We start from the raw sequence: 23,368 nt of genomic DNA on the forward strand, positions 1-23,368 counted from the left end.
TCGCGGAGCGTGCCGATACATACGGCATGCTGGTCCGTCTTTCCGCGCTCGCCGTGGGTCTCACGCTGTCGCTGTCCGTCGCTGCCGCACACGCCTACGAGTCACCCGTCGCCTACACCGCCGTCGCCAAGAACCCGGCCGACGCGCTCGCCGAGCTGCCGCTCGAGGAGCCCACGTACGATCCCGCCACGCGCTGCTCCAAGCGCCCGAAGCCGGGCATGACCGCGCTCGTGAACTGGCTCGGAAGGCACGCCGACGGCGTGTTCTGGGGCACGTACCGGTGCGAGAAGTGGGGCAAGGGCTCCGCGTCGCTGCACGCCGAAGGTCGCGCCGTGGACTGGGCGCTCGACGTCGCCGTCCCCGCCCAGCGCAAGGAGGCCGAGCGCCTGATCGCGCTGCTGCTCGCGCCGGACAAGCTCGGCCAGCCGCAGGCGCTCGCGCGCCGCATGGGCGTCGAGGAGATCATCTGGGACTGCGGCTACTGGGGCGCGGGCATGGACCGCTTCCGGCCGTACTCGCCGTGCCTGTCCAAGAAGGGCAAGCTCAAGCGCAAGGTCAACAAGACGATCGCGCACCGCGACCACCTGCACATCGGCATGACCAAGCGGGGTGCGGCCAAGAAGACGTCCTTCTGGACGCGGCGGGCGAGCTCCTAACCCGTCGACATCTCCGTCACGACCCGGTCGTAGCGCCCGGCGGCGAGGTCCTCGGCTGGGACCATGAACGCCAGCCCGTGGCCGTCGCCGACCTCGAAGCCGGCCGTGTTGAACATCGCGAGCACCCACCACTGGTCGGGGTCCTCGTCCTCCATGCCGCCCCAGCGGGCGCCCGGTCGCACGTCGTCGTCGTAGGGCGACCGGGCGTGGCCGAGCAGCTGGTTCGTGAACGTTGCGCCGCGCTTGAGCTCCTGGTCGAGCGCGGCGAAGGCCTCGCGCGCTTCGTCGTCGGCGCCGGAGCCGTACCCGAGCACGGTCGTGAGCGACGGCACCGCCTGCGCGTGCTGCTCCTCCGTCTCGTAGGCCAGATCCTCGCCGGAGGCGCGCGTGAGCGGCGCGTCGGCCGGGCACGCCAGCACGACCGCCGGGAACTCCTCGACCGCACCCTCCACCGCGGCGAAGATCCGCAGCAGCGCGCCGCCGTGGTCCCACGCCGGCGCTCCGAAGCCGGTGGGCAGCGGCGGTAGGGCGGAGCAGTCGATCTGCGCGACGAACGTGTACGGCTCGCCCTCCTCGTCGAGCGGCCACGTCTCACCGGGCGCCAGGTCCGGCAGACCGCCCATCCGGTGCGGGCCGTCGTCGGCCTCCTCGAGCCGGTAGCCCGGGCGGATGGAGGCCAGGATCCGCTCCCGGTGGGCTTCGAGCCCGCAGTCCGCGATCAGCCGCTCGACGCCGGCGCGGCTGGTGACGTCGCGCGGGGGAGCGTCCACGGTCGTCCCGGCGGACGGGTCGGTGACGTCCAGCAGCCGGCCGAGCGTGACCTGCTCCGGCGGGACCTCGAGGGCGGCGATCGTGACCGTCGCGCCGCCCAGCTCGGCGCGCGCGACCCACGCCTCGTCGAGCGCCAGGAACGCGAACGGCACGGGCGCGCCGTCGACGAGGAGCTCCCGCGTGCGGACGGGCAGGCGCGCCACGCGACGTCGCAGGAGCCGGTCGGCGTGGTCGTAGCTGAGCTGGCGCGCCGCGGGGGACAGCTGCGCGTCCTCGTCGAACGGTGGGTCGAGCCGGTAGGTGAGCTGGTCGCGCAGGTCCCCGCGCGCGACCTCCGGGTGCGTGCCGGTCACGACGTCGAGCTCCTCGCCGGCGCGGTGGGTGATCGAGACGTAGGTCGCGTCTTCGTCGAAGGAGCTCAGGTAGGCGCCGCAGTCGGGGACCGCGTAGACCGGGAACGTGAGCGCGGCGGCCAGCGCCTCGCGGCGCTCGCGGTCGCGCCGCTCACCGGGGCTCTCCTCACCCGGTGCGAGCGCGATCGGGTCGCCCGGCATCACGGCGACGCTCTTGGCCATCGTGCCCCACAGCGCGCCCGCGTCGAAGCCGCAGCGCTCGCAGCGCAGGCCGTCATCGAGCTGCACCCACGCGCGTGCGGCGCACACCGGGCACGGGTCCCGCGCGTCCTCCACACGGGTGCGGGGGCCGTCCGGCAGCGGCGCGGCGACGAGCGCGCCGTCCGCGTCCTCGAAGCGCACGAGCGGCTCGCTGAAGCCGACGTCGCCGAGGTCGACCGCGTACGCGCCGTCCACGACCGGCACGCGGTGCTCGTCGCCGCGGTCGTCGATCACGGTGGCGGCGGTCGCGCCCACCGGCGCGCGCCCGGACACCAGGCCGCTCACGGGACCCGCACCCATCGGAACGGGTCGGTCGGAAGGCGCGGGATGACCGCCACCGCGACCGCACCCTGCGGCCCGACCGCGAACGCGGGGCCGGGCGTCCAGCCCCGCACCCGGGTGATCGTCTCGCCCTTCAGGATGCGCCCGCTCGCCGTCGTGCGGGCGATGCGCAGCGTGCCGACGCCCGGATCGCGGTCGGCCCAGGCGATCGCGCCGCGCCCGACCGCGAGCGGGAACAGCTCGGAGTTCTGCTCCAGATCCTCGGTGAACTTGCGGACCGGGCCGAGCTTGCCACTCGCGAGCCGCACGCGCCCCTCGGCGCGACGCCGCATGTGATCGGTCCAGCCGAGCACCATCCGGCCGTTCGGGAGCGCCGTGACGTACGGCCCGGCCATGTCACGCGTGCGGTTGAGCTTGGTCGCGGGGCCGAACCCCTTCCCGGGCGAGCGGAAGCGCGCGTGGACGGAGAAGGTCGAGTCCTTCGTCGACTCGGTCCAGCCGACGACGGCGTCCCCGCGGTCGTTGGCCGCGACGGACGGCTCGCCCGGGTCGTGTCGGGCGCCGACGAGCCGCGAGACCGGGGCGAACGTCGCCGCGCCCGGCGCCCGGGTGCTGCCGACGATCTCGGTCGCGTTGCGGCGCCGGCTCAGCTGGCGCCAGGCGAGCACGGCCGACCCGTTCGGCGTCACCGCGAGGGCGGGCGCGTAGACGTTCTCGCCGCCCGGGAGCGTCTGCGGCTCGCTCCACACGCCGCTCTCGGTGCGGGTGCGCACCCGCACGTCGGCGTCCAGGTTGGACGTCGGGGTGAGGGAGACGACGGTGGCGGTGCCGGCCGCGTCGAGCGCGACCTGGACGCCTGCCTCGGACCACTCGACCCCCGTGGCCGCGAGCTCCGGCGCCCCGAGCACGCCTGCCGCCGTCCGGTAGCGGACCCACAGCTGCCGGTCGCCGTCGTACCAGAGGACGACCACGTCGCCGCGTGGGCCGACGGTCACGATCGGGTGCGCGGAGCCGCTGGTCACCGGCTCGGACGCCGACCGCGCGCCGTCCGGGCCGATCACCTGGAGCCGCGCGATGCCGTCGTCCTGGTCCTGCGTGATCAGCGCGATGTGGCCGCCCGCGCCGCCACCCCACTCGCTGGGGGAGTCGCCCTGCGCGGCGGCGGTCCCGGGGAGGGCGAGCGCCGTGGCGACCACGAGTCCGGCGAAGCGTGCGTGCATGCGGTCGAGATGCCCTGAGCCGGCACGTTTCATACCCTTCGCGCCGTGACGACACCGCTCTACGACGCCGCGCTCGACGGCGACGCCGCCGAGGTGCAGGCGCTGCTGGCCGCCGGGGCCGCTCCCGACGAGGGTGACGAGGACGGCACGCCGCTGTGCGCCGCGGCGTGCTGGAGCCACACCGACGCGGTACGTGCGCTGCTCGCGGGCGGCGCCGCTCCCGACTACGCGGAGAACGACTTGACGCCGCTCGTCTACGCGGCGCTGCGCCTGGACGCGGCGACCGCGGTCGCGCTGCTCGAGGCGGGCGCGAACCCGAACGGCGAAGGCGCGCCGCTCGTGCGAGCGGCCGGGCGCGGCGCGCTCGGCGTCGTCCGCGCGTTGCTCGCCCACGGCGCGGACCCGGCGCTGCGCGACGCCGACGGGCAGACCGCGCTCGAAGCCGCCGAGGCCTGGGTCGGGGAGGACGTCGAGCAGGCGCTGGTCGCGTCGCTGCCCGGCGACGGCCCGGTCGAGGTCACGCGGGAGCCGCTCGAGGACGGAACCGAGCGGATCGAGGTCGTCCGGGTCGAGGAGGGCGCCGTCGGCGAGCTCGGGACCGGGCACGCCCAGATCGTCGCGCTGCTCGGAAACGGGTAGACGCCGTCCCATGCGGATCGCGCTCGTCCTGCTCGTCGCGTCACTCGCCGCCCTCGCGGCGGTGCTGGTGTTCGCGCGCACGAGCGACAACGAGGAGGCGACGCTGCCCGCGGCGACGCCGACGCCGGCCTACACGCAGCTCACCCGCCTCGTCGAGCAGATCACGCGCGACGAGGACGGTCTCGTCGACCAGGGCATCTACGTGATGAGCGCGGGCGTGGGGGACGGCTGCGCGAAGATCGCGCTCGCCAACCCGACCGCGCCCAACGTCGCCTACGTCCAGCGCCAGTTCCCCGGCACGTGCGTCCAGCGCGAGCCGGCCGCGCGCCCGACGACCTGCACCCAGACCGAGCGCCCACTCGCGCGGGAGGGCTCGATCGAGGTGCCGGACCTGCGCGACCTGACGCTCGCCGAAGCCTCACGCCAGGCGGTCACCGCCGACCTCACCTACTCCGCCGACTGCCTCGGCGCGGCCGCGACCGCGCCCTGGACCCCGGTCGGGCCGCCCGACGAGCTGGCCCGCGTCGTCGAGCAGTGCCCGCGCCCGGGGGAGCTGGTCCGCCGCGGCACGGAGGTCGCGCTCGACGCCGTCGTCGTGCTGCCCGGCGGCTTCCGCCACCGGATCAGCGCGCTCGACGACGGCGCCTGTCGCGACGGCCGCAACCCCTAGCGGCCGGCCTTCTTCTTCGCGGGCTTCTTCTTCGCGAGCGGCTTCTTCACCGTCAGCGTCCGCGTGCTCGTCACCGTCTTGCCGGTCGGCAGCTTGACGGTGGTCACGATCCGCAGCTTGAGCTTGCCCTTCTTGGTGAGCTCCTTGCGGGCCTTGGCGTTGAGCCGCAGCTTGACGGTCTTGGACTGGCCGACCGGGATCGTGAACTTGGCCTTGCCGAGCGAGCCCTTGAGCTTGGCGGCGGCGGACGCCGTTGCGCGCGTGCCTCCCGCTCGCTTGGAGCAGCCCGACGGCGTGCACGCCTCGAGCGTGCCCGAGCACGAGCCCGGCGTCTGCGTCGGCGAGCCGTTGCAGCGCATCGGGAACGGCAGGTCACCGCCGCCGGACGGCCGGCACGAGGAGCCCGAGCAGCCGTTGTTCGCGCCGCCGCGGTCGTTCTCGAGCCGGACCTCGCCGAACTCGATGATCTCCGGCCCGGGCGGGGGCGGGAACACGGTCACGGTGATCGTGGCCACGTTCGAGCGCACGCCCGTCTCGGGGTCATACGCCGCGTACTTGACGTACTCGACGCCGTCGTGCCCGGCCGGGTGCGCGTTGAAGGTGCTCCCGACCACGCCGCCGTACGCGGGATGCTCGACGATCTCGATCGTGCCGCGGTCGCACTTGAACGGCAGCCCGACGCTGCCGCGCCGCAGCACGCTCACCGCGCCGTCGTCGCACTTGGGCGGGTTGCCGACGACCACGCGCACCTCGGCCTCGGCGGACTCCAGCCCGCCGTCAGAGGCGACGAAGCCGACCGTCTCGATCCCCGCGGTCGCGCCCGCCGTGTAGCGCAGACGCGTCCCCGTCAGCTCGCCGCCGCCGCGCGTCTTGCGCAGCGTGATCGGATCGCCGTCCGGGTCGGCGCAGCGCAGCGTGAGCTCCACCGTCGCGCCCGGGTTGAGCGCCGCGTCCGCGTTCGAGCACAGCGGCGCGCGGTTCCCGCCGCCCGGCGGCCGCGAGGTGCGCAGGAAGCGGCCGATGCCGTACTTGGAGCCCGGGAGGATCGCCGTGGTGTAGAGATCACGTCCGGACGGGTCGAACAGCATGTTGCCGCGGGAGGCCGGGAAGGTGCCGACCTGTGGAATGACGGTGCTGCAGGAGACGGCGCCATCGAAGAGCAGCGTGCAGCGCGGCGCCGACAGCGTGCCGTTCACGCGGTCGGCGCTGAAGGACATCACGCCGCCGCCGAGACCGGTCACGTACAGGTCGCCGCCGTCGGGCGAGACGGCCAGCTCGATCGCCTCGTCGACGACCGTCGTCTTGATCGCGCAGTCCGTGTCCTGGCGCCCGGCGCACATCGCGTGGTCGACCGACCACGTCCGGTCGGCCACGCGCGGCAGGGCGGTCACGCGGTTGCCGCGGTGGGCGCTGACGTACAGCGCGCGCCCGTCGGCGGCGAACCGCACCGGCCCGTACCCGAACAGGAAGTCCGGCGGCGTCGGGCAGATGAACTCGCCCTGGCCGTCGAGTCGGCACTCGGTCGCGGGACGGCACTGGCCGCCCTCGCGCAGGCAGCCACCGTCCTGGCTGAGGGTGCCGGTCGCCTCGTCCCAGCCGAGCAGCGCCAGGTGGTCCATCGTGCGGACCGCGAGCGTCTTGCCGTCGGGCGAGAAGTCCAGCCACGGCGTGCTGTACAGGTTGACCGTCAGCGGCTCGCAGCCCAGGTGCTTCTCGGCGGGATGCCGGTAGCAGTGCACGGGCGCCTCGATCTTGCCGTTGTAGAGCGGGTAGACCTTGATCTCGCCGTAGTTGCGCTTCTGGCCGCCCGGGGACGTGATCAGGAAGCGCCCGCCGGGGGACATGATCGGCGTGTCGGCCTCGATCGGGGTGGTGCAGCCCGGAGCCCCCATGCCGATGCAGCCCGTCAGCGTCGGGTCGCCGTTGGCGTCGAGCGCGAGCGAGATGAGGCTCAGGCGCGGGTTGCCGTCGTCCTCCCAGTTGCCGCCCTGCACGATCAGCTGCTTGTCGTCGGGTGTGAGGAGCACCGCGGACGGCTCCAGCTTCAGGTCACCGAGCGTCTCGCAGTCACCCGCCGGGCCGCTGGTCGCCCAGCACTTCGTGTCGCTGAGGGCGCCCGTCGCCGGATCGCGCTTGAGGCGCACGATGCTGGTCTCGTCGGCGACCCACAGGAAGCGGCCGTCCGAGGTCATCGCCTTCGTGCCGGTCGGCGCGGCGAGCTTGCGCTCACGCTGGTCGCACGACTTGCCCGGCCCGTAGTCGCGCGAGACGCAGCCGAGGTAGGCCAGCTCGCCCGGCTTGCGCGGATCGTCGTCGTCGGTGATCGTGAACACGCCGCGCACCGTCTCCGGCTGCGCGCCGTCGACGCCGCTCAGCTCGAGCTCGATCGTCTCGTCGGGCTCGTCGGCGACGTCCCCGTAGAGCGTGATGTCCACGTGCGTGGAGGTGTCGAACGGTGAGAGCGTGACCGGGATGTCGATCGGCTTGTAGTCCTCACCGGCGGTCGCGGTGCCGCCGACCGAGCGCAGGCGACCCTCGACCGACATGCCGGACTGGGCGTCCAGCTCGATCCGCACCTGCCCGGTCTCCTCGCCGTCGTCCGCTTCGCGCGCGGCGCGGGCCGGAAGCGCCGCGGTGGGCGCCGCGCCGGGCTGGAACACCGTCAGCCGCTTGCCGGCCTGGTCGTCCTCGGTGGCGTCGTGGTTGTTCGGTGTCGAGTCGAAGTCGGGCTCGACCGCCGCGACCACCTCGGCCGTCAGCTCGCCCCGGCCGGTCGCGGTGCCGGTCACCTTCAGCTCGAGCGTCTTGGACCCGCGCACGGGGATCTCGCCGACCTCCCAGCGCGGCGTGTCGACGGTCACGCCGGCGGGGGCCGTGATCGCGACCACGACGCCGGTCGCCGGCTTCGGGTACGCGTTGGCGACCTCGACCTCGACGGTGCGCGTCTCGCCGACCGGCACGTTGGCCGAAGCGGCCTTCAGCGCCACCGACACGTCGCGCTGCGTGATGAACGGCAGGCACGCGTCGCCGAGCCCGTCCTTGTCGGCGTCCTCCTGGCCGGGATCGGCGGCCGCGGGGCAGACGTCCTTGTCGTCATCGACGCCGTCGCCGTCGGTGTCGATCGCCGCGGCGAGCGAAGCGGCCGAGGGCACGCCGTGCGCCTCGCCGTCGCCGTACCGCCCCTCGCTCCAACCGGCCAGCCCGTGGCGCGAGTAGCGCAGGCGCGACCAGTCGTCGGCGCCGGTCAGGAACGTGTGGTTCTCCGGCTTCTGGCACTCCTCGAGCTGATTGGCGTCGTGCTCGATGTCGACGTCGTTGAGCCCCATCGCGCGGGTGGAGTACGCATGGTCGCCGTTGAGGTCGATCTTCTGGCCGAGGCTCACGCGCTGGAGCCGGCACTCGTCCTTGGCGGCGTCGTACGTGGTGATCGCCGCCTCGGTCCACGGGTCCTGCGCCCGCTGCGGGTAGCTGTCGTAGAACGGCAGGTTCTCGTCGAACTCGGCCTCGTTGCGCGCGACCGGGGTCTTGCGCGAGAAGTCGAGCGGCCGGCTGTTGAGCGGCACCTTCGTCAGGTACCAGTAGTTCATGATCGACAGGTAGTTCGGCTCGTTGTTCTCGCCGGTCTTGTCGCCTCCGTGCAGCAGGCCGAGCGTGTGCCCGAGCTCGTGCATGAACACCGCAGACTCGAGCTGCGCAAGGCACGCGTCGTACTGGCGGTTGCAGCCGTCCTCGCCCGAGCCGCCGCCGAGCATGATGTCCTCGCGCGGGAAGTCGCCGAGCGTGACCACGAACGCGTCGCCGCCGGGGTCGGCCGCGCCGGAGTGCCCGCCCTTCTCCTGGCCGGCGAAGAGCGCGTAGCGGTAGGCGAGCTTGCGCGCGCCGAGGATCCCGTAGCACCGCTCGCCGTCGCGGTCGTCCGCGGAGCCGAACCAGCCCGCGCACGGGTCGTCGTCGTTGAGGCCGCGCAGGAAGTCGTTGACGTCGTCCCAGCGGCCGAGCGGGTTGCGGCCGTCGGCGTTGATCGGGCCGTTGGACGGGACCTCCTCGCCCATCGCCGTGTGCAGGCTGACCGGGCGCGGCGCGAGCTCGAACGCCTCCTTGACGGCGTACAGCGAGCTCATGTGCGGCTTGCGGCCCGCCTGCCAGTCGACCTCGACGAACACGTCGGGCTTGACCGGGCTGGCGCCCTGGTCCTGCAGGCGCAGGTCGGGCGTGCCGTCGGCGTCGTAGTCGATGCCGCCGGTCTCCCAGTTGTCGCACAGGGCGTCGCCGTCCTGGTCGCCGGTGCAGAGCGGCGACAGCTCGCTCGTGTTGCCGAGGCGGTCGGTCATGACCGCGCCGTAGGCGGCGTAGGTCTTCGCGTTCGTGAGCGCCCATTCGCCGTGCGCGTCGGGGAACGCGGTGCCCAGGTACTCGCCGCCGCGCGGGCGGCCCTGGAGGGTCTGGGCCGAGGTGAAGCCGTAGACGTCGATCTGCGTGTTCTGCGCGTCGAAGCGGTCGAGCCGTCCGGCGAGCTTGTCCGGGAACTTGAGGACGCCGATCGGCGTGTTCGCCCAGTCGTCGGCGTCCGTCTCGTCGTTGGCCGTGGCGCCCTGCTCGGCGAGGTCGACGTCGAGGCCGGTGTTGCCGCGCATGCGGTTGCCACGCACGGTGATCTGCGACGCGGCGACGACCCGCACACCCGCGCCCCGGTTGTTCTCGATCCGGTTGCAGCGCGTGTCGCGGCAGTTGACGTCCTCGATGCTGCCGTCGGTCTCGGCGTCGTAGCCGATCACCGCGTCACCACCGCGCGCGTCGGCGAGCACGCCTGGACCCTGGTTGTCGGTGATGTAGTTGCCCATGATCACGGACTTCTTCGCCCCGTTGATGCGGATGCCGGCCTCGTAGTTGCGGGCGATGTAGTTGCGCGCGTCGATGCCGAGCGCGCCGCCGACGACAGTGCCGGTGCCGCCGGCGAGGGAGATGCCGACGTCGTTCGGGATCGCGGCGGTGGCGACGTTGTCGAGGCCGATGATGTTCTGGCGGATCGCCGTGTCGGCGGCGTCGCCCTGGACCTGGACACCGCGGCCGTTGCCGGAGATGACGTTGGCGTCGGTGCTGCTGGAGCCGCCGATGCGCGTGTTTCTCGGCGCGTCCGGCGCGGTGCCGTGCACGAGCACGCCGGCGCCGGCGTTGCCGAAGTCGGCCGCGTTGGCCTCGCCGTTGGGCGCGGTGCCGACGCGGTTGGCGCGCACGTGGACGTTGTCGGTCGGGCCGGCGACGACGATGCCCTGGGCGTTGCTCGACACCGTGTTGCTCTCCACGAGCACGCTGTCGCCCTGGACGTTGAGGCCGACGCTGCCGTTGCCGAGCGGCTTGCTGTCGGCGCTGACGCCGATCCGGTTGCCCTTGACGACCGCGCTGGGACCGAACATCTGCACGCCGTCGGTGCTGTTACCGGCGACGACGTTGCCGGGCCCGAACGTGAGGTCGGTGGGCGCCGCGCCGCCGCTGGCCGGGGCGCCGGTGGCGAAGCCGATCTTGTTCGGCAGCGCCTTCACGCCGTCGAGGTCGGTGCCGAATCGGTTGTTCGTCAGCGTCGGGCGCTTGGCCGCGCCCGTGATGTACATGCCGTAGTTGGTGGAGCCGGCGATCGTGTTCGCGTTGACCGTGACGTCGGCGGGCGCCTCGTCCAGGCCGTCGGCGACGATCGCGACGCCGTTGGTGTTGGGCGCGGCGGTCGTGCCGTAGTAGTCCGTGCCGATCAGGTTGCCGGCGATCGCGGTGCGGTCCGACCCGCCGTTGACCTCGATCCCGACCTTGTTGCCGGAGACGATGTTGAACCCGGCCGGGCCGGTGTCGCCGACCACGGTGTCGGGTGAGTCGTGGACGTAGATGCCGATGTCGTGGCCGAGCGCCTCGCCGGTCGGGGACTCCGAGATGCCCGCGGCGCTGACGCCGACGAAGTTGCTGGAGATCTCGGTCTTCTTGCCGGCCAGGACGCTGATGCCGTAGGAGCCGTCGCGCGCGCCGACGACGACGTTGCCGAGGATCCGGTTCTCCTCCGTGCCCCGGCCGGCGAGGTTCGTCGGCTCGGTGAGGAGGATGCCGGTCTCGGTGTTGGGGCGGCGGCCGCGGCCATCGGTGGTCGTGCCGATGTAGTTGCCGTAGACGAGGTTGTCGTTCGCGAAGCCCGTGGCCTGGCCGATCAGCACGACGCCGATCTCGGTGCCGGAGATGATGTTCTTGTCGGCGCCGGGACCGCCGATGACGTTCATCGCGCTGCTGATCAGCGAGAGCCCGAGCATCCGGTCCTCGGTCGACTTGCGCTCGGACACGCTGCCGTCCGGCTTGAGGCCGAGCCAGTTGCCCTTGATGTTGGCGGCGTCGGTGCCGTCCATGCCGATCTGGGCGTAGGGGAACGAGTGGATGATCAGGCCGCGGATCGTCGAGCTGTCGGCGTTGCGCAGATCGAGGCCCCACGGGCGGAAGAAGCGGATCACGCTGTCGTCGGACGAGCGCGTGGCCTTGGCCTTGGGCTTGTCGAGCGGCTCGGCGAGCACGCCCGTGGCGGCGAGCGTGGGACGGGTGTCCTCGGGGATCAGGCTGCCGTCGATCTCGACCTTCGGGACCGTGCCGCCGCCCGTGCCGTCGATCGTGATCTCCTGGGTGATCGGCGGGAGCGGGGTCGCGGGGGTGAACTTGGCGGGGCCGAGCAGGTTGAACGTGATCGTGTCCGGGCCGGCGCTGGCGTTGGCCTGGTTGATCGCGCCACGGAGCGTGCACTCGGTGGCGGTGGGGTCGTCACAGCGCTTGCCGGTGTCGGCCGTCGAGTTGACGACGATCGTCCCGGCCGGTGCGAAGGGCGCGGCCTGGGCGGAGGTGGGGAGGAGGATCGCCAGCGTGAGCGCGATCAGGGGAGCAAGTAAGCGGACCATCAGGTCCGCGAACGTACGCTCTGGCTGAAGCCGCGCCATCGACCGAAAGGTGTTGCGCGCTGGTCCGGAAGGATGATTCACAGCTCGATCCCGTCCGTGTGTCCAGGTTTGACGAATCCGCTCTCGTAGGCGAGCACCACGGCCTGGACGCGGCTCGTGACGCTGAGCTTGGTCAGCACGCGGTTCACGTGGGTCTTGACCGTCGCCTCGCTGAGCTCGAGCTCGAGCGCGAGGGCGGCGTTGGAGAAGCCGCGGGCGAGCTGGCGGACGATGTCGCGCTCGCGGACGGTCAGCGTCTCGAACCGATGCAGCAGCGAGCCGCGCGCGTCGCCGAGCTGCAGCTCCACGAGCCGCTTCGTGATCGGCGCGGCGAGCAGGGTCTCACCCGCCGCGACCGCCCGGACCGCCTCGGCGAGCCGCTGCGGCGGCGCGTCCTTGAGGAAGTAGCCGGTCGCGCCCGCCCGGATCGCCTGCAGCGCGAGCTGGTGGTCGTCGTGGCTGGTGAGCACGAGCACCTCGGCGCGCGAGCCCGCGGCCTTGATGCGCTTGGTCGCCTCGATCCCGTCGATCCCGGGCATCCACACGTCCATCAGCACCACGTCGGGGTGGCGCTCGAGCGTGAGCTCCACGCCGGACGCGCCGTCGGCCGCCTCGCCGGTGACCTCGAGGTCGGGCTCGGCGTTCAGCAGCGCCTTGATCCCGCTGCGGACGAGCAGGTGGTCGTCGACCAGGACGATCCGCGTCGGCCGGCGGCTCATGCCGCGGGCACGGCCTGGACGCCGCCGACCGCGAGCAGCGCCGCGCGGTCGTCCGGGTCCGTGGCCGGGTCGGCGACCACCGTGAGCAGCTGCTCGAGCCCGGCGGGCGTGATCAGCGCGAGCACGCGACTGGGCCGCGTCGCGGTGAGGCGGCGCGGCACGCCACGCTCGAGCACGACGGTCGCACCGGTGGCGAGCGTGCTGGGCCGCCGGTCGACGACGAGCTCCAGCTCACCGTGCAGGACGTGCAGGATCACGTCCTCGAGCTGGGCGACATGCGGTGGGATCTCGGCGCCGTCGGCCACGACCGCCTCGACGAGCGCGTACTCGCCGTGGGTCGCATGACCGGCGACGGTCACGTTCAGGGTGATGCCGGGGAGGAGGTTCATACACCGCCGATCCTCCGCACCCACGCGCCGACCCTCATCAGCGCCCTACCCCTATTTCAACCCCTACCCCTACTTAAACGTCCTGGACGTTTAAGTAAGACGTTTAATCGGAAAGGGCGTCGGCGAGCTGGGAGCGGCCCTGGATGCCGAGCTTGGTGTAGGCGCGGCCCAGGTGCACCTCGACCGTCTTGAGGGACACGAACAGCGCTTCGGCGATCTCGCGGTTGCGCAGGCCGCGGACCGCCAGCTCGGCGACGCGTCGTTCCTGCGCCGTGAGCGCGTCGACGCCGCTGAAGGCCAGGCGCTGCGGGCGCGCGCCCGCGACCACGAGCTCCTCGTGCACGCGGGCTTCGAGGGCGGTGGCGCCGCAGCGGTGGGCGAGGTCGCGGGCCTCGCGGAGAGGGATGCGGGCGTCGGCGCGGCGGCCCTCGCGGCGCAGCTTGAAGCCGAGCTCGGCGACCGCGGTCGCGTGCACGAGCGGCAGCGGCGAGCGCTCGGCCGCGGCGACCGCACCCTCGACGTCACCGATCGCCAGGCGCAGCACGGACTCCGCGCCGAACGCCTCGCGCGCCGCGGCCTTGGCGATCTCGGCGGCCGCGAACGCCTCGGCCTCCTCGGTCCGGCCGAGCGCGGCGAGGATGCGCACGCGCAGCGCGTGGGAGTCCTCGCGCAGGCCGATCAGCCAGCGCCGCGAGGTGTCCGCGCGCTCTTGGCGTTCGAGCGAGGCGAGCGCGGCCTCCGGGTCGCCCTCCTCGAGGTGGAAGCGCGCGCGGATCGCCCACACGCCGAAGATGGCCACGGTCGCGCCTGGCTCGGGGATCGTGGAGATCGCCTCGCGAGCGCCGGCGACGTCCCCGCGGTCCAGCCGGATGCCCGCGAGCGTCGTCCCGATCGCGGTCTCCGGGATGTGGTCGCCGCTCGCGAGCTCCAGCCCGTGCAGGGCGAGCTCCTCCGCGCGGCGCAGGTGGCCGAAGCGCCGCTCCCAGCGGGCCTCCATCCAGGCCGCGCCGCCCGCCGAGGACCGCGAACCGGCGCGGTTGGTGAGGTCGGTCATCGCGCGGATGGCCTCCTTGGCCTCGTCCGCGGCCTCCACCGCCAGCAGCGCGTCGAGCGCCCACAGCGCGGCGAACCGCTCGACGCCGAGCCGCGCGAACACCCGCGAGTCGGCGAACGCGCGCCGCCACGCGGGCAGCACCTCCGAGCGCGGCGCGCCCGCCATCGCCCGGGCGTGGGCGAGGTGGCAGAGCATCGTCGGGCGACCCGTGTGCGCGTGCTCGTCGACCGCGGCGAGGTACTCCTGGGCGTCGTCGTCGCGGTACGCGAGCGTCTCCACGAGCTGGTCTTGCAGCTCGCCGCGGGCCGGCTCGGGCGTGGACGGGAGGACGGCCCGGAGTCGCGCGGCGGCGCGCCGCGGCTCGCTGCGCAGGACGAGCGCGGCGGCCGCGACCTTCGTGGCCTCCGCCGCGACCTCGGGCGAGCCGGTGCGCGCGGCCTCGTCGAGCGCGGCGATCGGGTCCGCGCCGACGCGGAACTGGGCCACGCCGAGCCCGAGCAGGCTGTCCGGGGTTGGAGGCGAGCAGCGCGCGAGCAGCGTGAGCGCGACGTCCGGCGCGCCCTCGGCCAGCGCACGTCGCCCGGCGCGGGCGAGGATCGCCGACGCCCACGGGTCCTGCGCCGGCTCCGCGGCCAGCAGGTGGGTGGCGACGACGCCGTCGAGCGCACCCGCCTCGTGGAGGATTCGCGCGGCCTCGCGGTGCAGTCGCGCGCCTTGGGCGCCGAGGTCGGACTCGACGACCTCGCGGACCATCGGATGGGTGAAGCGCGCGTCGGCGGTGTCGATCAGGTCGGCCTGGGCGAGCTGATCGAGCTCCATCGCGGCCTCCTCGGGCGCGATCCCGGCGAGCGCCGCCACGCGCTCCAGGCTCGTCGCGTCCCCGAGCACGGCGGTGGCGCGGGCGACGGCGAGCGCGTGATCGGACAGGCGCCGGATGCGCGCCGTCACGGTCCGCGCGACCGTGCCCGGAACGGTGGTGCGGACGGCCTCGGCCTCGTCGGCGCGGCCCGTGAACGGCGTGCCCTTGAGCAGTTCGGTCACCAGCAGCGGGTTCCCGCGCGTGGTCTCGAAGCAGGCGGTCACGAACGCGGGCTCGGCGTCGAACTTCGCGTTCACGAGCGCCTTCACGGCGCGCTCCGACAGCGCCTGCGGGCGGAGCAGGCGTGTGGCGGGCGCGGTCGCGAGGCCGTCCAGCAACGCCTGCTCGGCGCCCGGCTCCGCGGGCCGCGCGCCGATCGCGAGCAGCACCGGCAGGTCCTCCACCCGGCGCGCGAGCGCGTCCAGGAACCGCAGGCTCGGCGCGTCCGCCCAGTGCGCGTCGTCGATCACCAGCAGCAGCGGCTGCTCGGCCGCGAGGTTCGCGGCCAGCCAGTACAGCCCGTACATCGTGCTGTGCGCGGGGTCTTCCTCGTCGCTCGTCGGTGCCGTCGCGAACACGGGCTCGGCGAGCGCCGCGGCCCCCGCGAACAGCCGCTCACGGCGAGCTTCGTCCGCGGTGTGCAGCTCGGCGTCGAACAGCTGGCGCACGATCCCGAACGCGAAGTCGCGCTCCAGCGGCGCACCCGTCGCGGTCAGCACGCGCAGCCCGTCGTGCGCCGCCTCCGCGCGCAGCACGCGCAGCAGCGACGTCTTGCCCTGCCCGGCCGGCGCCTCGAGCAGCGCGACCGAGCCCTGCGCCGCCCGCGCGGCGCCCAGCTGGCTCGCGAGACCCTCCAGCTCGGCCCCGCGCTCGAGCAGCGTGTTGGGGCCGGCGTCGATCACTGACGACTGATTGTGCCAGTGCCGCGCGTCGTCACTCGCACCAAAAGGGTGATGCGCAACCACCGTTCGGACCATGAAGATCGCGTGAGAGGTCCATACGGTGACGCTCGTCACCGTCGAGGGAGGGAGTTGCCGTGAAGCGCTTCGTTGCGTTGGTCGCTGCTTTGAGCCTGGTGCCGGCGGGCACCGCCGCCGCGACCGGTGGGGGCCGGTCCGACGCGCTGAGGATCATCGACAACCCGCTGTTCGTCGCGGTCGACGGGCCGGGCTTCGTCGTCGGGCTGAGCCAGCTCGGCCTGTTCACGCACATCGACGACCGGCGGTTCGGCATCCCGCAGGCCGGGTTCCCGATCGTGCGCGAGTCGCAGCCGATGCCGACGACCGTGCGCCCGTTCCAGTGCGAGAACGGCACCTACCGCGTGGTGTCCGCGACGTTCGAGACCGTCGAGCGGGCGTCGGTCACGGCGCTCCGGCCGCTGCCGTACCCGCCCGCGTTCGGGAACAGCTTCCCGGACATCTTTACGTTCGTCGGGACGCTCGACGGCGCGGTCGTCCAGAACGAGGCCGGCGAGCAATTCAAGCTCTACATGTCCGACCTCGCCCACGAGGTGCTGACGAGCAAGTCGTTCACGTCGACGAACCCGATCCACGCGTACTTCGTCGACTCGCGCGGCCGGGTGCGTGACCGCGCTTCGCTCGTCGGCCGGGTGAGCGTGGACCGCCGCACCGGCGAGGCCAAGCACGACATCGTCGACGAGGGCACATGCCATCAGACGGCGACGGTGCTCGGCCAGCCCGGCGTCAGCGTGTTCGGTCCGTTCTTCGTGCTCCCGTTCCCGACGACGGTGGTCCGCCGCTAACGGCGCTTCTTCGCGCCGAGCGACGTCTTCAGCGCCGCGGCCTTCCCGCCGGACAGGGTGGCCGTGGCGTTGAAGCGTCCGCGTGCGGTCGTCTTGACCGGGATCGTGAGGGTCACGATGCCCGTGCCCTTCGGGGGGCCGGTGACGACCGCGGTGCGGCCGGCGAGCTTGACCGTCGGCTTGCCGGCGCCCGAGAGCGTGGCGTTCTTGCCGAGCTTGTAGGTCGCGTGCTTGACGGTGCGGCCGGTGATCTGCAGCCCGCCGCCCCGCTTGATGGCCTTGGCCAGCGCGGGCGTCAGCTTGAAGCTCACGCCGCCGACGGCCCAGCGCGAGTCCACGCGCAGCAGCAGCGTACGGCTGCGGGCGCCGCGCTTCTGCGTGGCGGTGAGGATCGGCGCGCACTTGGCGGTGGCGATGACCAGCTTCACGGAGCGGGTGCGGCCCGTCTTCGGCGTGAGCTTGGCGACGATCGTGTGGTTGCGACCGGCGACGAGCTGGGCGGCGGTGACCTTGCCGCGGACGCGCTTGCCGTCCACGGTGATCGCGATCGCCTTGAGCTTGCGCGTCGGCCCGACGACGGCGAGCGTGGCCGGCGCGGCCTTGCTCACCTGCTTGCTGGAGGCCTTGAGCGCGAGCTTGAACTTGCCCGCGCCCGGGACGACCGAACTGCGCGCGATCGCCGTGCTCGAGAGCGTCGTGCACGCGGTCGGGGCGACGAGCGAGCCGGCGAGCGAGCCGAGGTCGCTGACGGCGGTGCCGGTGCCCGCGACGGCGGTGCCCGTGCCGGCGCTGTCGGTCACGACCACGGTCGCGCGGACGGTGAAGCCGCTGTCGGCGTCGGTGACGTCGTAGGTGTCGCCGGTCGCGCCCGGGATGTCCGTGCACACGCCGGCGGCGTCGCAGCGCTGCCACTGGTAGCGGTAGGTCGCGTCGCCCGTGGTCTGCCACTCGCCCTTGGTCGCGGTCAGGCGCTCACCCGGGGCGGGGTCGCCGGTGACCACCGGCGCGGTGACGAGCTGCGGGCCCGTCGCCTTGGCCGGAGCGACGACCGGCGCGGACGCGGCCTCCTCGACACCGGCCGAGCCGACGCCGTTGGACGCGGTCACGCGCGCCTTCAGGGCGTAGCCGACGTCGCTCGCCGTGAGCGTGTAGGACTGGGCGGTGGCGCCCGGGATGTCGGTGCACGTCGTGCCGGCCGTGTTGCAGCGCTGCCACTGGTAGGCGAGCACCGGGTCCGGCGTGCCGCTCCACTCGCCGTTGTTGGTGGTGACGGTCCGGCCGGCGGTGAAGACGCCGGAGACGACCGGCGCGACGGTGTTGACGGGGGCGGAGGCGACCAGCGCGGTCGGCTCGCCGACCTCGCTCGCCGTGCCGACGCCGTTGCTGGCGAGCACGCGGGCGCGGACGGTCTTGCCGCCGTCGGCGGCGACCAGCTTGTAGCTCGGGCCGGTGCCGACGAGCGCGCACGTCGCGCCGTCGCAGCGCTCCCACTGGGTGGCGTAGGTGATCGTCGCGGTGCCGGTCCAGGTGCCGTTCGAGGCGACGGTCAGCGTCGACCCGACGGCCGCCGTGCCGCTCACCGTCGGCTTGACGGCGTTGACCGGGGGCGAGACCGTGATCGTCGCCGTGGCGGTGCCGTTCGCGCTCGCCGCGCCGACGCTGTTGGTCGCGGTGACGACCGGGCGCACGGTCTTGCCGACGTCGGTGGCGGTCAGCGTGTAGGTCTTGGCGGTGGCGCCGGCGATCGTCGTCCAGGTGCCGGAGACGTTGCGCTGCCAGGCGTAGGTGAACGTGGGCGCGGGGGAGCCGGTCCACGTGCCGTCGGTGGCGGTCAGCGTCGCGCCCTCGCGCACCAGGCCGGTCGCGGTCGGGGCGACCGTGTTCACGGGGGCGGCGTCGATCGCGGCGGTCGGGGTCGTGTCGGCGGTGGCGTTGCCGGCGGTGTTGGTGGCGGTCACGCGGGCACGGACCGTATTGCCCGTGTCGGCGGCGGCGAGCGTGTAGGTCGAGCTCGTGGCGCCGGCGATCGTCGTCCAGACGCCGTCGACGTTGCGCTGCCACGCGTACGTGTAGGTCAGCGGCGCGGTGCCGGTCCAGGTGCCGGTGGAGGTCGTGAGCGTCTGGCCGACGCGCTTGGTGCCGGTGACGGCCGGGGCGACGGTGTTGACCGGCGCGGTCGCGGCGATCGTCCCGGTGGCCGCGGTGGTCACGGGCGCGCTGCCGGCGCTGTTGGTCGCGGTCACGCGCGCCTTGAGCGTCTTGCCGGCGTCCGCGGCGGTGAGTGCATAGGTCTTGGCGGTCGCGCCGCTGATGTCGGTGCAGGTGCCGCTGACGCAGCGCTGCCACTGGTAGGCGTAGGTGAGCGGGCTCGTGCCGGACCAGGCGCCGTCGCCGACGGTCAGCGTCTCGCCGTCACGCTCGGTGCCGGTGATCGCCGGGACCGTCGTATTGAGCGGGGCGGCCGTGGCGGTCGCGGTCTGGGCGGAGGCGGCGGTCGCGTTGCCGGCCGCGTTGGTGGCCTTGACCTGGACGCGCAGCTTGGCGTCCTGGTCGGCGCGGGCGACCACATACGAAGCGGCAGTGGCGCCGGAGATGTCGGTCCAGGTCGAGCCGACGAGGCGCTGCCACTGGTAGGTGTAGGTCGCGGTCGGCGTGGCCGTCCAGGTGCCGGTGGAGGCGGTGAGCGTGTTCCCCGCGACCGGCGTGCCGGTGACGGCCGGGACGACCGTGTTGACCGGCGCCATCGTGACGACCGACGAGGCGGCGGTGACGTCGGCGGCGTTGCCCGCGGCGTTCGTCGCGGTGACCTTCGCCTTGACCGTCACGCCCGCGTCGGCGGCGACCAGCGTGTAGGTCTGGGCCGTGGCGCCGGCGATGTCCGCGCAGCCCGAGCCCGCCGCGTCGCAGCGTTGCCACTGGTAGGTGAAGGTCGGGGTCGTGCCGCTCCAGGTGCCGTTGGAGGTCGTGAGCGTCTGGCCGACCTTGGTCGTGCCGGACAGCGCCGGATCGACGGTGTTGACCGGCGCGACGGCCGCGATCGTCGCGGTGGCGGCCGTGTTGGTCGTCGTGTTGCCGAGGTCGTTGGTGGCCTTGACCGCGGCCCGCACGGTGGTGCCGGCGTCGGCCGAGGCGAGCGTGTAGGTCTTCGCGGTGGCGCCGGCGATGTCGGTCCAGGTGCCCGAGACGTTGCGCTGCCACTGGTACGTGTACGCGAGGTCCGGCGTGCCGTTCCAGGTGCCGTCGGCGACCGTGAGCGTCTGGCCGTCGGTGGTCGTGCCGGAGACGGTCGGCGCGACCTCGTTGCTCGGCGCGTCCGGCGCGCGGTCGATCGCGGTGACGACCGCGGCCGGCGCGTAGACGTCGCCGGTGCTGGTGAAGGACAGCGTGCCCGTGCTCGCGTTCGTCGCCAGCGCCCCCGACACGTTGAACACGTCGATGTCGGAGCCGAGCTGGTTCGGGTTGTTCGGGTTCTTGGCCGTGAACGCGACGCCGCTGCGCGTGTTGGAGGAGTTGAAGACGTCGCCGGCCGGGTTCAGGCCGTTGCTGAGCGCCGAGCCCGCGAACGTCGCCGTGTCACCGGTGCGGGTCGCGTCGCCCTCCCAGGCCACGATGCCCAGGCGCGCGGCCGGGGAGCCGCTCGGGACCTTCAGGCCGTTGACCGGGAAGGACACGGTGCCGCTCGTGCTCGAGACCGTCTTCAGGCCGTCCGCGACGCGCAGGTTGCGCTCGACCGAACCGCCCTTGTAGATCACGACGAGCGACCACGCGGCGTAGCGGTCGGCGCCCGTGCCGGCCTGGACGTTGGCGACCGTGTAGACGCCGTTGCCCGCGGCCTTGACCTGCGCGGTGACGTTCTTGAACGCGCTGTAGCGCGCCGTGCCGCCGTTCCAGGTGTCGAACGCGTCCGCGGTCTGCGACGCGTAGCTCGACGCGCCCGGCGTCTTGAAGAGCGCGACGCTCGCGAACGCCGCGTTCGGCGCCGCCGCCGGGGTCGGGGTGGAGGTGGCGCCCGACGGGATCGTCGCGTTCGCCGACGTGTCGCCGCTCCAGTACAGGCCCGCGAACAGCACGGTCGCGCCGGCCGGCATCGTCAGGGTCGAGGTGCTCGAGTCGAACGTGCTGCCGTCGCCGTCGACGTCTACGTAGGTCATGTTGAAGTCGTTGTCACGAGCACGCGTGGTCGCCGTGCCGCTCTGCGCAGCAGCACAGTCGGCGTCGGCGGCCGGGCAGGTCATGAGTCCATTGCCGATCAGCGCCATGTCGCCGTACTGGTCGGCGGCGAAGCGGGTGGTGAACTCCCGGTCCGCGCGGGCGGCGGGCGCGACGACGAGGACGGTCAGGACGGCAAGGGCGAAGGCGAGCACACGGCGGGTCATGCTCAAGGTCATCGGAGCGGTGACGATCACGTGAATCCTGGTTGCACCCGGGTTCTCTCAAGTTTCGGTCAAGGTCGCTCAAGCCCGAGTTTTCCCACCGGCACGTCCATGCGGGTTACGGTCGGATCAACATCGTCGTCCGCCGAGGAGCACGTCCATGTCGATCGTCGAGCAGGAGCCCACGACCGCGACCGCCGAGGGGGAGACCCACCACGGCACGCTGATCCCGCGCGGCCAGGACGCGGTGCCCCGCTCGCCGCTGTTCGAGGGCCGCTTCGGGCGCATGTTCCGCTCGCTGCCCGCCCCGCGTCACGACCGCGACGCGCTGATCGCGCTCGGCAAGGCGATGGCGGACCGCGAGGCGCCGAGCGGCGACAACCCGAAGATCCCGTCGGCCTACACGTACTTCGGCCAGTTCGTCGACCACGACATCACGTTCGACCCGCTCTCCGAGCTCAGCAAGTTCAACGACCCGGACGCGCTGACGAACTTCCGCTCACCGCGCTTCGACCTGGACTCGCTCTACGGCAACGGTCCGTCCGGCAGCCCGTTCCTGTACGAGTTCGCCAAGGCCGACCGGCGCGGCGTGCGGCTGCTGGAGGGCCGCAACCCCGAGGACAGCCCATTCGAGCGTCGCGACCTGCAGCGCAACGCCCAGGGCCGGGCGATCATCCCCGACCCGCGCAACGACGAGAACATCATCGTCTCCCAGCTGCACCACGCGTTCATCCGCTTCCACAACAACGTGGTGGAGAAGGTCGCCAAGGCCCAGCCGGCGCTCAAGGGCGCGGCGCTGTTCGCCGAGGCGCGGCGCGTGGTCACGTGGCACTACCAGTGGGTCGTGGTGCACGACTTCCTCCCGCGGATCATCGGTGAGGACCTGGCGAACGAGCTGCTCCCGGACGCCGGTGAGCCGCAGCTGCGCTTCTTCGACCCGCGCGAAGGCGCGTTCATCCCGGTCGAGTTCTCCGGCGCCGCTTACCGCTACGGGCACAGCCAGGTCCGCCCGACCTACGACCTCAACGACATCGTCGTCGGCGTGCCGCTCTTCTCGGCCGCGAAGACCGCGGACGAGGACATCCTCGGCCACCTGAACGGCTTCCGGCCGCTGCCCGCGCTGTGGACGATCGACTGGCGCCACTTCGTCGAGATCGACGGCTCCCAGCCGCAGCTCACGCGCGAGATCGACACGCAGCTCGCGAAGCCGCTGCTCAAGCTCCCGGGCTCGATCGACGGCGCCAACACGGGCCTGCCGGTGCTCAACCTGCGCCGCGGCAAGGCCCTGCAGCTGCCGTCCGGGCAGGCGGTCGCGCAGGCCATCGGCGCGACACCCGTCAGCAACCTCGGGCTGGACCGCTTCAACCTGTCGGCGGCGCACCGGGCCGCGCTCGAGGCGGAGACGCCGCTCTGGTACTACGTCCTGCGCGAGGCCGAGAACGCGCCGCGCAACGGCCAGCGGCTCGGGCCGGTCGGCGGGCGGATCGTGGGCGAGGTGCTCGTCGGCCTGCTCGCGCACGACCCGCAGAGCTTCCTGCGCCAGCAGCCGACCTGGAAGCCGCAGGGCCTGAAGGCGGTCAAGGCGGGGCACTTCACGCTCGGCGACCTGCTGCGGTTCGCGACCATCGGGCAGTGAATCCAGTCAGAACGAAAACAGACCACTAATCGGACTGAAAGGCCCCGCGAGGGTTTGCGGGGCCCGCGTTGACACACCTCAACGGCGTCGGCCACCATCGCGTCCTGATGCACGCGGATGTCATGGCGCCGCCGCGAGCGGCGAGTCTCGAGCTCCGCGCCTCGATGTCCTTCGACGAGTGGTCGGGGGTGGGCCGGCGGATCGCCCGTATCGCCAGCGGGAGCGCCTGGGCGCTGGGGGAGTGGCTGCTGTTCGGCGAGCGCCGGTTCGGCGCTCGCTACCGCTCCGCGATCGAGGCGACCGACCTCGACTACCAGACGCTGCGCAACTACGCCTGGGTCGCGCGCAACGTCGACGCGCCCCGGCGGCGCGACGAGCTGAGCTTCCAGCATCACGCGGAGGTCGCGTCGCTGCCGGCGCCCGAGCAGGACCTGTGGCTGCACCGGGCCGTGATGCACGGCTGGTCGCGCAACGAGCTGCGCCGGCGGATGCGCGCGGACCGTGCCGCCGACCGCGCCGTGCCGGCGACGGTCGTGCGCGTCGAGGTCAGCTCGGACGTCGCCGAGCGCTGGCGGCGGGCCGCCGAGGCGGCCGACCAGGAGCTGCGCGAGTGGGTACGCGCGGTGACGACGGCCGCGGCCGACGCGACTCTCCACTAGCGTCGGGATGACGGCGCCCGGGAGGGCGAGCCCCCGGGCGAGCCCCCGGGCGAGCCCTCCTAGCGACGCGAGGCCGCAGGCCGAGTCGTCGCCTGTCCCGCCGGCGGGA

General features: G+C 73.1%; 13 protein-coding genes. 6 read left to right on the forward strand and 7 right to left on the reverse strand.

The window, feature by feature from the left end:
• Nucleotides 1-26: 26 nt before the first annotated feature.
• A complete protein-coding gene (locus OJ997_RS00350; RefSeq protein ID WP_270022983.1) occupies nucleotides 27-656 on the forward strand; it encodes a VldE C-terminal domain-containing protein in 630 nt (209 codons plus the stop codon).
• Here the strand turns inward: OJ997_RS00350 and OJ997_RS00355 are convergent.
• Complete coding sequence (locus OJ997_RS00355) at nucleotides 653-2,326, reverse strand: DUF1963 domain-containing protein (RefSeq protein ID WP_270022984.1); 1,674 nt, start codon at nucleotides 2,324-2,326, stop codon at nucleotides 653-655. The genes OJ997_RS00350 and OJ997_RS00355 overlap by 4 nt on opposite strands.
• Complete coding sequence (locus tag OJ997_RS00360; RefSeq protein WP_270022985.1) at nucleotides 2,323-3,543, reverse strand: hypothetical protein; 1,221 nt, start codon at nucleotides 3,541-3,543, stop codon at nucleotides 2,323-2,325. The genes OJ997_RS00355 and OJ997_RS00360 overlap by 4 nt, the downstream gene beginning before the upstream one ends.
• A gap of 45 nt (nucleotides 3,544-3,588) precedes the next feature.
• Between OJ997_RS00360 and OJ997_RS00365 the strand changes: the two genes are divergently transcribed.
• Both OJ997_RS00365 and OJ997_RS00370 read left to right on the forward strand, forming a co-directional pair.
• Nucleotides 3,589-4,182: an ankyrin repeat domain-containing protein gene (locus tag OJ997_RS00365; RefSeq protein ID WP_270022986.1), complete on the forward strand. Its 594-nt coding sequence runs from the start codon at nucleotides 3,589-3,591 to the stop codon at nucleotides 4,180-4,182.
• Between the two features lie 10 nt (nucleotides 4,183-4,192).
• Entirely contained in the window at nucleotides 4,193-4,852 is a 660-nt protein-coding gene (locus tag OJ997_RS00370) for a PASTA domain-containing protein (protein WP_270022987.1), read from the forward strand.
• On the opposite strand, the gene OJ997_RS00375 is transcribed toward OJ997_RS00370, so the two are convergent.
• The 4 genes from OJ997_RS00375 to OJ997_RS00390 form a co-directional block, all read right to left on the reverse strand.
• A complete protein-coding gene (locus tag OJ997_RS00375; protein ID WP_270022988.1) occupies nucleotides 4,849-11,769 on the reverse strand; it encodes a right-handed parallel beta-helix repeat-containing protein in 6,921 nt (2,306 codons plus the stop codon). The two genes, OJ997_RS00370 and OJ997_RS00375, sit on opposite strands and share 4 nt — an antisense overlap.
• A 77-nt stretch (nucleotides 11,770-11,846) precedes the next feature.
• Entirely contained in the window at nucleotides 11,847-12,527 is a 681-nt protein-coding gene (locus tag OJ997_RS00380) for a response regulator (protein ID WP_270022989.1), read from the reverse strand.
• Nucleotides 12,524-12,916 carry a cupin domain-containing protein gene (locus OJ997_RS00385; protein WP_270022990.1) on the reverse strand — a complete coding sequence of 131 codons (393 nt, stop codon included), beginning with the start codon at nucleotides 12,914-12,916 and terminating at the stop codon, nucleotides 12,524-12,526. Before OJ997_RS00385 ends, OJ997_RS00380 begins: the two co-directional genes overlap by 4 nt.
• A 103-nt stretch (nucleotides 12,917-13,019) precedes the next feature.
• Nucleotides 13,020-15,731 (reverse strand): ATP-binding protein, encoded by a 2,712-nt coding sequence (locus OJ997_RS00390; protein WP_270022991.1) that lies wholly within the window; start codon nucleotides 15,729-15,731, stop codon nucleotides 13,020-13,022.
• 134 nt (nucleotides 15,732-15,865) lie between these two features.
• Here OJ997_RS00390 and OJ997_RS00395 point away from each other — a divergent pair, with 134 nt between their 5' ends.
• Nucleotides 15,866-16,591, forward strand: a complete 726-nt coding sequence (locus tag OJ997_RS00395) for a hypothetical protein (protein ID WP_270022992.1) — start codon at nucleotides 15,866-15,868, stop codon at nucleotides 16,589-16,591.
• On the opposite strand, the gene OJ997_RS00400 is transcribed toward OJ997_RS00395, so the two are convergent.
• A complete protein-coding gene (locus OJ997_RS00400; protein WP_270022993.1) occupies nucleotides 16,588-20,967 on the reverse strand; it encodes a hypothetical protein in 4,380 nt (1,459 codons plus the stop codon). The two genes, OJ997_RS00395 and OJ997_RS00400, sit on opposite strands and share 4 nt — an antisense overlap.
• Nucleotides 20,968-21,124: 157 nt before the next feature.
• Between OJ997_RS00400 and OJ997_RS00405 the strand changes: the two genes are divergently transcribed.
• Both OJ997_RS00405 and OJ997_RS00410 read left to right on the forward strand, forming a co-directional pair.
• The gene (locus tag OJ997_RS00405) at nucleotides 21,125-22,600 is read left to right on the forward strand and encodes a peroxidase family protein (protein ID WP_270022994.1); all 1,476 of its coding nucleotides are present in this window, start codon (nucleotides 21,125-21,127) and stop codon (nucleotides 22,598-22,600) included.
• Nucleotides 22,601-22,707: 107 nt separating this feature from the next.
• The gene (locus tag OJ997_RS00410; RefSeq protein WP_270022995.1) at nucleotides 22,708-23,259 is read left to right on the forward strand and encodes an LmbU family transcriptional regulator; all 552 of its coding nucleotides are present in this window, start codon (nucleotides 22,708-22,710) and stop codon (nucleotides 23,257-23,259) included.
• The last annotated feature ends 109 nt before the right edge of the window (nucleotides 23,260-23,368 follow it).

Origin of the sequence: Solirubrobacter phytolaccae (assembly GCF_027587195.1) — a bacterium.
Lineage (GTDB): Bacteria > Actinomycetota > Thermoleophilia > Solirubrobacterales > Solirubrobacteraceae > Solirubrobacter > Solirubrobacter phytolaccae.

Excerpts from the sequence above, each read along its gene's own strand:
- OJ997_RS00370 (WP_270022987.1), top strand. The coding sequence starts at position 4,193 with ATGCGGATCGCGCTCGTCCTGCTCGTCGCGTCACTCGCCGCCCTCGCG.
- OJ997_RS00360 (WP_270022985.1), bottom strand. The coding sequence starts at position 3,543 with ATGCACGCACGCTTCGCCGGACTCGTGGTCGCCACGGCGCTCGCCCTC.
- OJ997_RS00400 (WP_270022993.1), bottom strand. The coding sequence starts at position 20,967 with ATGACCCGCCGTGTGCTCGCCTTCGCCCTTGCCGTCCTGACCGTCCTC.
- OJ997_RS00350 (WP_270022983.1), top strand. The coding sequence starts at position 27 with ATGCTGGTCCGTCTTTCCGCGCTCGCCGTGGGTCTCACGCTGTCGCTG.
- OJ997_RS00385 (WP_270022990.1), bottom strand. The coding sequence starts at position 12,916 with ATGAACCTCCTCCCCGGCATCACCCTGAACGTGACCGTCGCCGGTCAT.
- OJ997_RS00380 (WP_270022989.1), bottom strand. The coding sequence starts at position 12,527 with ATGAGCCGCCGGCCGACGCGGATCGTCCTGGTCGACGACCACCTGCTC.
- OJ997_RS00375 (WP_270022988.1), bottom strand. The coding sequence starts at position 11,769 with ATGGTCCGCTTACTTGCTCCCCTGATCGCGCTCACGCTGGCGATCCTC.
- OJ997_RS00405 (WP_270022994.1), top strand. The coding sequence starts at position 21,125 with ATGTCGATCGTCGAGCAGGAGCCCACGACCGCGACCGCCGAGGGGGAG.
- OJ997_RS00410 (WP_270022995.1), top strand. The coding sequence starts at position 22,708 with ATGCACGCGGATGTCATGGCGCCGCCGCGAGCGGCGAGTCTCGAGCTC.